The following is a 15,418-nucleotide window of genomic DNA, read 5'->3' as shown; positions in this document are numbered from 1 at the left end:
TTGAAATACTTATACAATCAAAATGAGTCTTATCAATACATCTTTCTGTATCTCTATAGACTATTCACGAAAATGACAAGTTAAAAATTGACTTCTTAGCAATGGGGATTCTACTGTGCTCTTTTTTCAACAAGAGCGCGGAAAAGTATGCTGTAAACTCCTAAGGTTTACAGCACCATTAGATGTTGCACTCATCTCTAGATGACATACTGTTTAGCTGTGAAATTTCGCCCTTATCAAAAAATAAGGGCGAATATACGTACCGATAAAAAAATTGTTTGTTATATCGTCAATTTAGCTTTAATCTCAGGCCTACACCTACCTCCAATGACCGCGTTGCTGATATATTAGAACGCATCTTACCATCTTCTGACATATAACTAGCACCGATAGAAAGGCTGATTCACCGCATCATATACCCATACCAAGAGAGAAACTTAAAAATCCCGGGGTATCAAAATAATTTAAGTTCTATACTGCTAAACCAACAGCTGCTGCCTGTCTGGCCTCTTTTTGAAATGCCTTAATATCAATATCTTAATGCTTCAAATTTCGTATCCGTGTAAGATTTTGCCTCATTAAGAACATTACTCATCGAATAAAGCTGGAAACCATTGATTGCATCACTTGAGTTTTCAGCAATGCCATCATCGGCAAGAAAGTTAATCTTGCTATTGGTCTTTTCTTCACCTGCACCACGCTGGACGATAAATGCCTTATTATTCTCGCTCCATAATAAAGCATCACTTTTTGTTTTAGTAATCTGGTTGGTGATATCATTGGTAATTTTATTCTGAATATTTTTGACAGATGTGCCAATTCCAACAAACACTTTTGCTGAACTCGGATAGTTTTTTCCTCTTCTGTGCTATCTTCTTTAATTGCCTTAAGCGTAAAAGTAGGTACCATCCATTCTCCATCTTGATATCCAGCTCCACCTCCAAAAGTTTCAGCTATATTCGTAGCAGCGGTTTGGAGATTATTTGATGCCGTTATTACATTTTGATTTGTCGTAAACAACTGCGAACCAGTAATAGCTGTATTCGAATCTTTTAAAATGTTACCATCCTTTATACTTGCAAAAATACGCTTTTCACTTTTGTGATTGGTAATATCGATTTTATCACCATCTGTATATTTACCAATCGTGATGTATCTCGTTGTATCATCTTGTTTCACGAAGCTACTGGCTACGACTTGTTCTTTGACTTGTTTTTCAATTTTCTGCAGCTGTCCAAAATTTACTGCATCAGCATCTTCACTCCCAGCTGCTACGCTTGTAATTTTCCGCGATAGCATTTGAGATTTATTACCAACACTAACAGCACTTAGCCTACTCTTCCATACAGAACTTGGATCTTTCGATTTATCTTTTCGCAAAGGGTTATAACCAGCAATATCAGCTAAAAAATGCGTTCCTATAGCAACTCCTGATTCTGTTGCTGCTTGTGATTCCACCCCCAATGCTACAGACATCTTAGCAAATGCAGATGAGTCAGTACCAATAGAAATCACATCTTCCTGCTCACTCTTAGCCAAAACACCTATCGCTAAAGACTTACTACCACTTGCAAATGCTTCAGAACCTATAGCTATCGCATTTTCACCAAGTGCCTTGATGCGATGATTAAGGTCTTTGTTCGTCTCTTTATTTGGATCATTCGTATTGCTTATAGAGTTCAAATGCTGCGTAGAGCCTATTGTAATAGAGCCATTCACGTAGCTTGCGATGCATAACCTATAGCAATACTCGTCTCACCTGACCCATTTGCCCCATAACCTAATCCCAGAGCACCTTGCTGCACTACTCGTGCATAAGGACCAACTACAGCAATCCCATCAACCCCATCTTTTGTGACTATTGCATCGCTACCAATGGCAACGGAACCACTTCTATAGGCTTGCGCATTATAACCGATAACAGTGCCCCATAACAAATTGCCATCCCTCTCTAAAAATTTTGCCTCTGTATCAGCACCAATAACAACAGCATTATTAATTTTCACATCTATGTTATTATCAAAAATAACATTCTTTCCCAATGCGTCACGCTACAATTTTGAAGATAAATTATTCTGCGAGGTATCAGACACATTAAGAATCGCTGAATCGTCATCACCTTGATTAAACTGTCGAGAGGATAAGTTATTACGAACAGACAATTGTGGGCTAATGATAGATTGTTTCTTTTCTTCCGCTATACTTACTGCTCTTTCCACATCAGAGAGGGTCATTGTTGAATAGAACCATTCAAAATATGAACTTCTGATGTCAGCGCCCTGCTCAACACTGCTCTATAATTGTCTTTGAATACATTCATAAGCTCCAAATAACTGGTAGAGTCATCATAAACAGAGATCACACTTTGTGGATACTCCACCGCAACACTTCTTATGATATTAGAAGCTTCCTCTCTTGAAACAAGATTTTTTGAAAAAACAGAAGAAATACTCGATAAAAGTGCAGCTATTGAAGACAATGATACAACTTTAATAAAAGGAAAACGAGAAAATTTTAAATCACTCCCCGCTAATTTGGTATATAATTTTTTCATAACAAATTCCCCAATGAAAAAAATTTTAATTATAAAAACAAAAGAGACATATTTAAATACTAAACTGCTCTAACATGTTTAAAATTTAAAGCGTGCTTAAAAAAGCGAAGAGATTACGTTTTTAGAAATTGAATGTGTCTTGTTTTTCTGTATTTCCTAAAAAAGCTATATCTATTTTTTTGTATATTGGTTAAAATTTAATTAAATTTTAACTATGATAGTTTTTTTGTTCCTGAAACCAATACTTATCTACTATATCCCTTATCAATCTTTATATGCCCCCTTTAGCATATGCTTTGAAAACCGTCATTATATCTATTTACAGATGTAAAAACAATTCACCCCTGCCTCATGAGACAAGGGTGGAAAGAATTTTTTATGTGTTTTTTTGATTATCAATTCAATGTCATATTGAATCCCGCACCTACACCCCAATGACCGCCGGAAGTTGTGACAGATACATTCGACCGAATATTTCCCTTCTCTGATGTATAACCAGCACCAAAGGCAAACGCAGATTGACTACGCCATAAGCCACTACCAAATCCAACACTTAGTTTTCCAGGTGTATCATTATAGCGTAAGTTAGACACTGCTAAACCAATAGCCGCTGCTTGGCTTGCCTCTTTTCTTACATTTTCTATGCTATAATTTAAAGCATCAAACTTCATATTGGTGTAGTTATTAGCGCGTTCAACGGCATCGTCGATTGCATCAACCACGATATTGTTTACCCGCCGATCTGTGTAGTGCTTTGATTCATCGAGAACAAGTTTCATCTGTTCTTTGGTGTAATCATGAAGTTGTCCACCATTTACAGCTTCTTTTGAACCCTTCTCGATACGACCATCAGCAACATTGTCAATCAACACAGGTTCACTGGCATCGCTACCTTTCAAAGTAATTTTATTGGTTTTTTTACCGTTTTCATCTCTATCATAGCGAACAGCATCCTCAGCAATATCGTTAACTTTATTCTCAATATTATCAACTTTGGCATCAATATTGAGAACTGTGTTACCAATATCAGCAATCGTATTGGAAATGTTATCAACTCTGTTTGAGATATGCTTAACATCTTTTTCAACACCCGTAATACGTTCATTGGTTTCCCAAAGCTGTCCACCATTGACTGCGTCTTTCGAACCTTTTTCAATTTTGCCGTCAGCTACATTGATAATCTTACTTGGCTGACCATTGCGACCAGCATCATAGGCTCCTTTTTGTTTATTCCACTTTAAAGCATCTGAATCGACCTTGTTGATGACATCATCAATCCGATTATTAATATTCGACATACCATTATTAATACCATCAAAAGCTTCAGCAACATTATTATGGCTTTTCTCAACAGTTGTACCATCAGCATTGACTTGAACAATCTTGAAATTAGGTGCTGTCCATTTGCCATTCTCATATTTAGCACCACCACCGAAATACGCAGCAAGTTGATTGCTCATGAGAAAAAGCTGATTGCCCGTAATGGCATCGGTTGAACCTTTAGAAATGTCACCATCTAAAAGATATTTAAGCTTGCTGTTTGTCTTCTGTCCGTCCTTTTCATGACGTGCAACAAATGCCTGTTCTTCATCATCCCACAGTAAAGCATCTTTAGAAATACCTTCAATTTTTTGATTAAAGTTATTAGCTACATTCGTTAGACGATTATTCACACTTTTGACATTCGCATCAAGCCCTGTCAAAGCATCACCAACATTATAATAGTTAACTTTTGCTACCTGGCCATCTTCAACAATAGTAGATAAAGTATATTTTGGTCCTTTAAAAGTACCATCTTTGAATGAAGCATTACCACCAAAGTAATTCGCAATATCTCCTGATATTTTATTAATTTGGCTACCATTAACGGCATCATGAGAATCTTGAGAAATTTTACCATCCTTGACATTAAGGAGGGCCACTGGTTTTGCGCCCCTTTCGCCACCTAAAGTCACACTATCATAATTAACAGTACCATCTTCATTTTTATCGTAGAGAACAGCAGCAGCACTTGCTATCCTAACATCATTTGAAATCCTTTCTATGCTTTCATCAAGCTGGTCTTTGTTAACAGCTTCATCACCTTTCTCTGCTGCTTTTACACCAGAAATAGAACGTGCTACATTGCCATATCCTGCAATATTCATTTCAGTACCAGCTGTTTTCGCACCAATAGTGATAATATCTGAAATGCTTTTTTGTTGGACAAGACTATTTTCTTTCATCTCAGTAATTTTATTATCAATATTTGTAATGGAAGTATTTACACTAGAAAACGCATCTGTAACATTATGATATGGCTTACCCTGAATTAAGAAGGTTGGTTCTATACCGGCAAGTACATCTGTGCCGCCACCAAAATATTTGGATATATTTTGAACAGCTTTTGATAAGTTATCAGTAACAGTTTTGACATTTCCATTTGTCTTAAAGAGTTGTGAACCATTTACAGCTTCAGTGGATGTTTGAGAGAGTTCTCCATCTTTTACACCAGCAAGTGTTCTCTCTTGATCATTTTTATTTGTAATACTGATTTTTGTACCACCGGTTGCTTTACCAATAGTGATCAAACCGCTTTCTCCCTCCTGCTTCACAAGGCTATTTTCTGTTATATTAGAGATTTGATTGTGAATCTGGGCGAAAGAATTGTTTACACCTCCAAAAGCATCTGCAACATTATCATAGGGTTTCTCAGAGACAGTACCATCATCGTTGATATGATAGACATGGAAAGTAGGACTGTTCCATTCTCCATTGTTATTATATCCAGCACCACCACCAAAATGAGAAGCAATTTTACTGCTTATAGAATAAATTTGGGAACCATTCACAGCATCTGTTGATTCTTTATGAATTTCACCATCCTTAAGATAGCTAATCTTACTTTTTGTTTGATTCCCATCTTTCCCATGAAGCGCCACAAATGCTTGTTCTTCTTCATCCCAAAGTAAAGCATCTTGAGAAAGAACATCAAATTTTTTAGTAAATTCATTAGCAACATTCGTCAAACGATTATTCACGTTTGTGACATTCCCATTAAGACTTTCCAATGCGGAACCAACATCATGATGATCGACTTTTCCTATCGTACCATCTTCGAAAATAATAGGTAAGCTATATTTTGGTGGCGTAAGAGTACCATCTTTAAATGATGCTCCACCACCAAAATATTCAGCAAGTTTACTGCCCATAAAATAAATTTGGGAACCATTTACAGCATCAGAGGAATCTGGAGCAATCTCACCATCTAAAAGATAGGTAATCTTACTATCTGTTTTTCCGCCCTTTGGTCCATGAAGTGCAACAAATGCACGCTCATTTTCACTCCAAAGTAAAGCATCTTGAGAGAAATTATCAAACTTCTGATTAAATTCATTAGTAACATGTGTCAGACGACTATTCACGTTTTTGACATTCGCATCAAGACCTGTCAAAGCATCACCAACATTTTTAAAAGTATCCTGTTTTACAGTACCATCTGTAGAAACTTTAGATAAATTATATGTAGGACCTACAAAAGCACCATCCTGAAATGCTGCATCACCACCAAAGAATTCTGCAATATTTCCAGATATTTTATTAATCTGGCTACCATTTATCGCTTCTGTTGAATCTTCTGAAATTTTTCCACCTTTCACACCTGCAATAGTCCGCTCTCCACTAGTGCCTGTGATATCAATTTTCGTACCGCCTTTTTCTTCACCAATGGTAATACGTTTTGTGTCCTCATCCCATTTAACAAGGCTATTATTTGTTACGTTTGTAATCTGCTGATAGATATCCGTGATAAAAGTATCGACATCTGCAAAAGCATCCGTTACATTGTTGTGTGTGGTATGCTGAACAGTAAAAGTGGGTTTAAAACCATTAATCACATCTGTTTCACCACCAAAATATTCTGATACATTATCAGCATAATTGAAGAACTGAGAACCATTGATTGCTTCTTTTGAATCATAGCTGACTTTTCCATCTCTAACGCCATCAATAATTCGACTTTCACCTTTACTATTAGTAATATTGATTTCAATTCCTTCTTTTTGAGCACCAATGGTAATAAGTTTTTTGCCGTCATCCCATTTAACAAGGCTATTATCTGCTATTTGGACTTTCATTTCATTCAATTGTGCAACATTAACAGCATCGGTACCTTTTTCCCCCTTAAGCACGCCTGTAATTATTTTATTACCAGCATCAATACCTTGCGTAGTTATGCTTGCCCCATCCGTGACCCCAAGTCCTATTTCATTCATAAAGGCACCCTTGGTAAGAACAGTTTCTACTTCAATACGTTTATTTAAAGAAAACTCGACTTTATCATCGTTTTTTTTAATTATGATATTTGGTTCTTCATTCTGATCCGCAACAAGATCTACTGTACTCCCATTTACAATTTTGCTTTCGTTTTCACCATTGACCAAAAGATACCAACCTTGTGTTAAAACGATTTCTTGTAGATTTTTCAATTGCTTATAATTTACTGCATCGTTAGGTCTAGTCCCGTCTGCTACGTTTATGATATTTTTACTACCAGCATTAATACCATCCATACTTATCTTGGGACCACCATTAATAAACCCAAAGCCCTGGTTGCTCATTATGCTGTTACCTGTAGTGACACTCGTCACTGTAATATCCTCAGCTAAATCAAATGTGACGTTGCGTTTATCATCTCCTACAATCTTGATATTCTGATTACCTTTCTTGTTATCAGCTTGGAAATTTACTGTCTCGTTTTGTCCAATAGATGTAGCATTTTGACCATTAACGGTAAGTTGCCAACGCGTTGTAACAGAATCTTTTATATCTTTCAGCTGTTTATAATTTACAGCATCATAATCATCAGTCGCGTCTGCCACGTTTATGATCTTTTTCTTGCCAGCATTAATACCCTCAACAGTCATACTTGGAGCATTCTCATCACCAACCATAAAGCCATCAATAGACATTCTTGGCCCATTGTTAATAATAAAGCCATCATCACTCATCGTGCTTCGCCCTGTGGTGACGCTCGTTAACTTAAGATTATCATTTAAAGCAAATTTGATCTTATGCTTATTCTGTTGAGTTTCTCTTTTAATCGTTAAGTTGTCTTTTCCTACTTTCGCATCTTCTACTGAAAAATCTATTGTGCTGCCTGGATTCACGTCTGTAGAATTTTCATCGTTAACAGAAAGCTTCCAAGCTCCTGATGCCGCAGCGCTTATAGCTTTTAACTGTGCCACATTCACAGCATCAGTATCTTCCGTACCAGCAGCCACTCCTGTAATTTGTCGTGTTATTTTCCCTTCACTCGCACCAACATCACCAACACTAAAAGCTCCTGCTGTACTTTTCCATGCCACATCAATTTTTGTTGTCTCTTGACCTGTTGCAGGATCATAACCTTTAATGCCCTTTTCAACACGAGAGACAGACGCTCCACCTACAGCAACACCATCTCTAACAAGTGCTTGCGCATTTGCACCAATGGCAACAGAATCTTCCCCTTTACCGTAAGTATGCGTCCCTATAGCAACAGAATTTTCACCCTCCGCTATTACTTTTCTCTCAGGATTACCTGCTTCAGTTCTATCAGAGAGCCTGCTTCCTATTGCAATAGAACCTGAACCTTTGGCTTCAGAATCTAAACCTATCGCAATCGAATAATTCTTTGCTGCCTTTGCCTCTGCCCCTACAGCAATACTGTTGCTACCAGAAGCAGTTGCAAGCCCACCAACAGCAACTGAAGCTTCTCCCCCAGCTTCTGATCCCATACCTAACGCCACACTCACTGTACCGCCTGCAAGTGCAGAAACACCAAAAGCTTGTGCTCCAGCAGCTTTTGCAGTTGCTCCTGCACCAAACGCTGTTGAATAATTCCCCGTTGCAGAAGACCCACAACCGGTTGCAAAAGAATAAACACCAAAAGCCTCAGGCATAGCATTAGCAGTACCGTCAGTACTAGATTTTCCCATATAACTGTTATTGCCACTCAACCTTCCCTCACTTACCCAAGTAATCTGCTCACTGTGCGTACCATAAGGGTTACCCCCGCCTGGAGCATTGTAGCCTTTAAGGAATCTTAGATATTGTTCCTCTACAGTTATTCGTTGACTATCGGCAATATTTTTTTGTATTTCACCACCACGACCCTTAACATTATCTACCCCACAGAAGTCATCATCACCAATTAGAACAACACTCCCATGGCTTCCATTTTTATACAAAACACCAGGACCATTCGTACTTTTAACAGTTTGTCCTAGTATTGCAAGATTTGCAGCAAAAATAGGAGAAACACTTGATAATAATGCAGTTATCGCGACTCCTACTGAGACCGCTTTAACCAAATTTGGTTTTGAATATTTTTTCATAGAACCTCCTCCAACAGAGTCAATATCAACACAATGCACAAAAATCCCATGGCCAAACTCCATGTTTGCGCACCCCAAAAACAAATAAATAAAGATAAAACCTTCCCCCTCTGACGCCGGTATTCCTTACGGCATCATCCTAAAATCTCTGTAACAACATTGAATCTAGAAAAGTCCCCAACCCTTTTAGCTAGAAGGATTCAAGCTAAAAAATAAATAAAAACACAAACTTTAAAAATATTACATCATTTCCATCCAAAAATATCGCAATTCATCTCATACAAAAAACGTCTTATGAAAGAGCAATTCTGTCTTTCAGATAAAGCTCATAAGAAAAATGACAAGAGTATTAAAAATTATTTTTCATTAATTTGTAAAAATACTTATTATTAAATACAAAAAGTGATTTTTGATGATATCTATTTTTATAAGTATAAGTTTATGATTTTTTTAGACTTATTTAACAATGTAATATAGATTACGCATCATAAAAATATTAATATCTTGTATGAAATAATCTGATATATAATATGTTATGTGTCTTTGATAGAAAGATTTTTATCTATAATTAGGAGATTCATATAAAAAATATTTCATTTTTAATTTGATATGATTTATAAAAAATAGATAAGTTGTATAAAATTTCTTTTATTTTTATTTTTCTTTGTATATGTTACCTTTTATTTTTTCTCTATGTAAATCAAATTATTGTAATAATTAGTGTTTTTCATTTCCGTATGGTTTTTATAGAGCACATATAAACAAATATAATTCTTCATTCTATCTCTTATTTTCAAAATAATCAATTATATTTTTATTATTTTCTGTATTATTTTTTAAATAAAAGCATATTATAGAAAGTTTCTATAAAGACTATTTTCTTTCTGAAAAAAATTTCTACCTTGTTTGTTACATATCATATTATTTTATTATCTATATATTAACTGTATTCTTTTATAAGTAAATTTAACTTCATTAAACAGTATTCTTATGTTAAATTTTTCTTACAAAAAATTGTATAAAACATTCTTTAAACACATTTCCCATCGATAAATCATGAGATTTATTTAGATTTTTGCATGAACAAAACAAAAAAGATGCCGCCTGAAAATACATACGTCATAGATTTTTTACTGAGCAAACATGATAGAAAATGCATATAGCTTAATTTCAACGGTTATATCAGATACAATTTCTGATCTTCGTCACAGTCTAACATGTATATCCAAAATACGGGTGCCCCTAAAAAATGCGCATCCTATTATATAAAACAGTGAAGTGTTTTTCTATTTATTAATATGAGATTCCTACGGATTTTTCTTTTCATCAAATGGTATATTCTAAATAATTGCGCCTTTTCTTTTATTGAGGCTAATACAAAACAAAAAAATATAAGAATAGTAAAAAAGTAAATTATTTGCAGGTTAAACTTTTATTATAACTGTATTTGTCTTTTCACTGATATACCAATAATATAATTATTTGAATAAATATGTTTGTTGTGAAAATATTTCCCCACCTATTAAAACGATAAAATATGCCGAATAGACAAAAAATTCATTCCGTGAATCTGTTGTATCACATGAAGCTTTGTATTCAATGAAAGAAGATAACGTTAAAAAGGAATATATAATAACTTATTAGTCTGTACGGATATTTTATCATTCAATGCGCTGTCCTTTACACGGAATTTTACAGCAAAAAAGATTTTTCTTTTAGAGGGTTGTTAGTCCGTATACTTTGGGGCTGTGTAATGTGCTCTTTTAGCTTCGATTTGGCGTTTTAAGTGAAGTTTTAAAAGGGGCTGACTTCTTTCATATCGTTGATGTTTTGAATAAGTTCTTGCAACTTTCCATAAAGCTCTGCTGCCAATTCTGCTACATCTTCAGAGGGAAACGTTGTTTTTTACATCATGATAGATCGTATAAGCTAAATATCCAAGCTTTTTCATAACGCCAGCAGAGATCGCTTGCAGTCTAAACCCAATGTTTTCACCTTTACTATGTCTGTGAACATTTTACCTTTACCAGTTATAAGCCAATCTAATAAAACACCACAAATTTCTTGATATTTAGAAAGAGCAGAGGCTGTAGGTTCACTAATACCGGTTTTATAAATTCCTATGGAACTAGCAGTTAAATCAAGATGTTCAATAAACTGTTTACGCTCCGTGAACCCAAATATGCACTGCACTTCACGAAAACGTTTTGCTAGCTCAGTTTTAGGTGTCGCACTTTCAAAGCAGAAAAAAATACAATACCGTCGCTCTTGTTCACTCCGTCCTATGTAATATTGCTGTTTAAACCTCACTGCAAGGATATACAAACGCATTTCCCAGAAGTTTTTTTAATGACATAAGTTGAAAAGGTTTATCAATGTCTAAAAATCAACACGAAATGAGCAAAATAATTTTGATGCGCTATAAACAATAAGATCATCACCAATTATTCAAAAGCTGGGCATTTACAAGCTATGCCTGCTCGTTCTTTTAGGGATGAATAAAAGCATAAGTCCTTAAAAGCTACGTTTCCAATAAAACCAAAAGTGAGCCAATTTAGTTAAAGCAAGGGAGGTAATTAGCACTTAAAATGAATAATGACGAAACTTTGAAAGTGTAAAAATTTAATAAGCATTTGCACCAAGCTCTTAAACATTTTTCTTCTCAAAGTGAGGTGCATGAAATGATTCAACTTCCCCAGAAATAGATAAAGGAGATTATAATGAAGTATATAATAAACCTCATAACTAAAAAAATATCTTGGGTGCATACCCAAAACCAACCCAATAGATTAGTGCAAAACAGCAATAATCATGATACCATAAACCCGCATATGTGCAGTGTTTATGATATGTTAAATGGTATAGCAGCAGAACATAATGTAGTGGAATACAATCCCATCCATTTACCCCATGCCATTGACAAAAAATTAAAGCATGTGGGAAGTGGTGTGTTGTTGGTTATTGTTCAGGCACAAAATCTTATCATTAAAACAATTAATCGATTGCGCCATTTGATTGATATCAATGGCAATGATTTGGCTTTCGTTGGCAATCATAAGATCTTCAGGCATTTGGTTCATCATCAAAATGATCCCACTTACACGCAAATTAAAAACCACTTGGCAATACATCTTAAATACCGCAAACCCTATAGCGAAGATATTACCGAGCATTTTCATGATGGGGAAATTAAAAATTCTGAAGCAATAACGTTCCTGTTAAGCATTGGTTTAAAAGATGGCGTTTTGCACCAAATTGACAAAATCATGATGTTAGTATACATGGCAATTGTTGGTGATGAGAATGGGATGAAACCTAAACATATCAAAGTCGTATGGAAAAACGCAACGTGGAGGAATTAGTATGACCTCTTTATGCGATAAAGAATTATCCGATACACTTGTTGGTCTTTATGATGACTATCAACGCGGCTTTGATATTGGAGAAGAGCTTAAATTGTGTGTGGATTTAGCTTTATCTCTTGAACTGGAATTAAGTATTCACCGTTTAAGCGAAACAGATGTAGTTTTTAAAAAGGAAGTTATACAAACATTGCGCCGTTGTAGAAAATTTCATTCCAATGAAGACGAGAATGATACAGTAATTCATATGGGTTTTGAAGAACATAAATAACGTTTGGACGAAGAGGTGATCAATGCTTCCTCGTGTTTCCTCGACAAGCAATGTACATTTCATAATACACATCAGATTTATGTTTTATTTGTTAAAGACCTATCTTAGTCGTGGTGTTTGTCTGCTCTGCCCTTTTAAATAACGTGTTAGATATGAAGAATCGTCAATGATTGCAGAATAACAAGTGTTTACGGCGCCTGAATACAAGTTATTGTTTTCCATTCTCATAAGACAGAGCGGTAAATATTCCAGCAATTTCAATAATACTTTGAAAAAAGTATAGAGACTGAGGCGCAATACCTTTGGTATCTCTTTCCATAAGTGGATAAACTCCAAGGATAAGGCACCCAGATACCATTAAAACTGACCTGTCATCTTCCCTAATATTCTGGATCACAATAAAATTGTGATAAAGAAATTGAAAGATCCCAACTGAAAAACCCAAATCCAACCATGAAATAAACAGAAAATACAATAAAAATATATGCAGATAAAATAACAAAACCGATAGCTATAACAGCTAATAAAAGTGCGAATGTTTTTATTATGGATAAAACTTTATAAAAAAATGATGAAAGAAGTGTACCACTAAAAACGCCTGCTGAATAAAGCACTTAAAATATTGCAAAAGCCTTGATACTCGCTGTCAAAATTTCTTGTGTATAAGGAATCAGAATGACAAGAATAGTCTTCAAAAGAGTCATAATAATCATCTGACTTATCTAAGGCATAAAAAGAACTGAATTCTGCTTAAAATAACCAAATGAGGAGATATAATTTTCCACCAGTTTTTCTGGTTTCCCCTTTCATATCTTTGGGTTTTAGGTATCCTCATCACAATTAAATAAATCAGCAATAATGAAAGGAATATTACCTATCAAGAGAGTTCCTTTTATTCTTGCATCAGCAAGTATAAATCCACTTAATCCCATACCTACGATCGTGCCAATAGACAATATCAATAGTTGCATTTGCACTAATCAACTGTTCTTTTGAAACAATATTTTGAATTAAAGAAATAGCTGATGGCATATAAAAAGAGATCAAAATACCCAAGAGGGTAAATAGGAACATTAAATCAATTTCTATGCCAAACTGCCAAAATATTACCCAATCCACAATCACTAAATCTCTGATAAGGTTTGAAATAATAATCTGTATTTTACGATTGTATTTATCCGCTAATACACTCCAAATAGGTGAAAAAATAATACTCGGCATCCAAAAAAACATCAATAGCACTACACCACTGATTAAATTTTTCTGACTCTAAGCAAGCCATGACAATACGATATAATTTAGTCCATTTTTTCAAATTTCGCAAATAATCTGCTCAACGTACAATAGAGAAATGCCGTTCCTTCAAATTTGAAGCGAATATAAATTATCCACCTAATATAAATATTATTCTGTGTACGTTTTAACTCGCTTTTAAATAGCTATTTTTGTATGATTTTATATTTTAGCCGATTAAGTTTCAGAAAGCACAATTCCCCACTTTAATGCTTCTAAAATATGAATTTTTATAGTACGATGAGCCTTTCCATAAAAATAAAACATCTTAAGGAGAATGGGAAATAGTTTTACAATACTGATGTCTCTCAAACATCACTATTCGTATTAAGCGTTTTTATTTACGCTGTCAGATGCAATTTTCTAGTATTGAAATCAATTATTGTGGTTGTAGCAAAGAGTAACAGCTCAAAAGAAAACGGGGGATCTTATTTTTTTGCGATGGAGTGCTGGAGACTGATAATTTCCGTGAATAGATCGTAAATTCAATATTTGTTCAAAGCACCAAAGCAGTAATCGCAGTAGAAGTTGGATGGATTTTTAATCAAAATCCATAGAATCTCAACCTTCATTGCACTTGCGCTCCAACACACACTGTTTGAAGAAGGGGGAATTAAGTGTCAATCTTACAGATAAAATAAAGAATATCAAAGAGCAGACCTATTCCGCTCTCCTTCCAAATTTATGGTTAACACCCTAGACAAAGGAGAGCTGTCTAATTATGTATGTCAACAATTGTAACGAGGATACTACTCTATGACACAAAGTATTCAATAAAAAAGTGAAAAGTTTGATGGATTAGCCGATGATTATGATTGCTATCGTCCACACTACCCCCCTCACCTTATTTAAAATAATGCTGCTTACCTTTAGGGATAAAAAACATTTGTCCACTGTGGATGTCGGAGCTGGAACAGGAATCGCATTAGAGGAAATTGTCAAGCTTCTGGGAAATGAACACCAATATCATGCTATCGATATATCAGCAGGCATGGTTAAGAAGGAACGCAAAAAATTTCCTGCTGTGCAGTGGTATCAAGGCAAAGCCGAAAGCTTATTGCCTCAAATCAGCGAAGTTGATCTTATTGTTGCAGCGCAAGCATTTTAGTGGATGGAACGTCCTCAGTTGCTTTGTGCTGCTTCAAACCAACTTCGAACCAGTGGTGTAATGGCGGTCATTTAAAACAATCGTGATTTTAAACAGAGTGAATTTCTAGCCGATTATGAAACATTGTTAGAGGAAATAAGTCCTCATTATTCCCGTTATTATCGTAATTTTGATTTTTTACAGGAAATAAGTAATGGCCTTGGAGTAAATCCAGAAAAAATTTCTTTACATACACACAATTAGACAATGATAATCCCCTCCGAATCCTTTATGGGAATGAACGGTTCCTCTACTCAAGCACAACGCGTCCTTGCTCACTACGGGAAGAATAATGTGCTGCAATCGGCTACATTGATAAAACAATATGACGTGTAAGGAAGTTTATAGCTTTTTTATACGAAGTGAACTCTACATGTATACAAAGTGATCTTATATCTATCTCTGCTGTCTTTCGGCATACCAAAATAGGTAATT

At 35.1% G+C, this 15,418-nt stretch carries 9 protein-coding genes and 2 pseudogenes; 3 read left to right on the top strand and 8 right to left on the bottom strand.

Annotation, left to right across the window (positions count from 1 at the left end; genetic code table 11):
- Positions 1-591 precede the first annotated feature (591 nt).
- From J7R07_RS03960 to J7R07_RS03935, 6 genes and pseudogenes are all read right to left on the bottom strand, one after another.
- Positions 592-1,719: a hypothetical protein gene (locus tag J7R07_RS03960; RefSeq protein WP_208435627.1), complete on the bottom strand. Its 1,128-nt coding sequence runs from the start codon at positions 1,717-1,719 to the stop codon at positions 592-594.
- On the bottom strand, positions 1,716-2,006 hold the full coding sequence (locus J7R07_RS03955) for a hypothetical protein (protein WP_208435626.1): 291 nt from the start codon (positions 2,004-2,006) through the stop codon (positions 1,716-1,718). The genes J7R07_RS03960 and J7R07_RS03955 overlap by 4 nt, the downstream gene beginning before the upstream one ends.
- A gap of 45 nt (positions 2,007-2,051) precedes the next feature.
- Positions 2,052-2,234 carry a hypothetical protein gene (locus tag J7R07_RS03950; protein ID WP_208435625.1) on the bottom strand — a complete coding sequence of 61 codons (183 nt, stop codon included), beginning with the start codon at positions 2,232-2,234 and terminating at the stop codon, positions 2,052-2,054.
- Positions 2,231-2,554, bottom strand: a complete 324-nt coding sequence (locus J7R07_RS03945; protein ID WP_208435624.1) for a hypothetical protein — start codon at positions 2,552-2,554, stop codon at positions 2,231-2,233. Before J7R07_RS03945 ends, J7R07_RS03950 begins: the two co-directional genes overlap by 4 nt.
- 395 nt (positions 2,555-2,949) lie before the next feature.
- On the bottom strand, positions 2,950-8,910 hold the full coding sequence (locus J7R07_RS03940; protein ID WP_208435651.1) for a Vomp family autotransporter: 5,961 nt from the start codon (positions 8,908-8,910) through the stop codon (positions 2,950-2,952).
- A gap of 1,726 nt (positions 8,911-10,636) precedes the next feature.
- Positions 10,637-11,163, bottom strand: a pseudogene (locus tag J7R07_RS03935) (helix-turn-helix domain-containing protein).
- A 467-nt stretch (positions 11,164-11,630) separates the two neighbouring features.
- Here J7R07_RS03935 and J7R07_RS03930 point away from each other — a divergent pair.
- Positions 11,631-12,272, top strand: coding sequence for a TniB family NTP-binding protein (locus J7R07_RS03930; protein ID WP_208435623.1), 642 nt, complete (start codon positions 11,631-11,633; stop codon positions 12,270-12,272).
- 1 nt (position 12,273) lies between these two features.
- On the top strand, positions 12,274-12,543 hold the full coding sequence (locus J7R07_RS03925) for a hypothetical protein (protein ID WP_208435622.1): 270 nt from the start codon (positions 12,274-12,276) through the stop codon (positions 12,541-12,543).
- Positions 12,544-12,751: 208 nt separating this feature from the next.
- Here the strand turns inward: J7R07_RS03925 and J7R07_RS08355 are convergent, their stop codons facing one another.
- The gene (locus J7R07_RS08355) at positions 12,752-12,901 is read right to left on the bottom strand and encodes a hypothetical protein (protein WP_246464846.1); all 150 of its coding nucleotides are present in this window, start codon (positions 12,899-12,901) and stop codon (positions 12,752-12,754) included.
- A gap of 545 nt (positions 12,902-13,446) precedes the next feature.
- The gene (locus J7R07_RS08350) at positions 13,447-13,764 is read right to left on the bottom strand and encodes an MFS transporter (RefSeq protein ID WP_246464845.1); all 318 of its coding nucleotides are present in this window, start codon (positions 13,762-13,764) and stop codon (positions 13,447-13,449) included.
- Between the two features lie 828 nt (positions 13,765-14,592).
- Between J7R07_RS08350 and J7R07_RS03915 the strand changes: the two are divergent.
- Positions 14,593-15,371 (top strand): annotated as a pseudogene (locus J7R07_RS03915) (class I SAM-dependent methyltransferase).
- Positions 15,372-15,418: the final 47 nt, after the last annotated feature.

The organism is Bartonella phoceensis (genome assembly GCF_902825145.1).
Taxonomy (GTDB): Bacteria; Pseudomonadota; Alphaproteobacteria; order Rhizobiales; family Rhizobiaceae; genus Bartonella; species Bartonella phoceensis.
The sequence above is the reverse complement of the archived record's forward strand: the minus strand, read 5'-3'. Positions and strand labels throughout refer to the sequence as shown.

Coding starts and splice junctions, on each gene's coding strand:
- J7R07_RS03950 (WP_208435625.1), bottom strand. CDS start 2,234: ATGACCCTCTCTGATGTGGAAAGAGCAGTAAGTATAGCGGAAGAAAAG.
- J7R07_RS03945 (WP_208435624.1), bottom strand. CDS start 2,554: ATGAAAAAATTATATACCAAATTAGCGGGGAGTGATTTAAAATTTTCT.
- J7R07_RS03940 (WP_208435651.1), bottom strand. CDS start 8,910: ATGAAAAAATATTCAAAACCAAATTTGGTTAAAGCGGTCTCAGTAGGA.
- J7R07_RS03930 (WP_208435623.1), top strand. CDS start 11,631: ATGAAGTATATAATAAACCTCATAACTAAAAAAATATCTTGGGTGCAT.
- J7R07_RS03925 (WP_208435622.1), top strand. CDS start 12,274: ATGACCTCTTTATGCGATAAAGAATTATCCGATACACTTGTTGGTCTT.
- J7R07_RS08355 (WP_246464846.1), bottom strand. CDS start 12,901: ATGGTATCTGGGTGCCTTATCCTTGGAGTTTATCCACTTATGGAAAGA.
- J7R07_RS08350 (WP_246464845.1), bottom strand. CDS start 13,764: ATGCCGAGTATTATTTTTTCACCTATTTGGAGTGTATTAGCGGATAAA.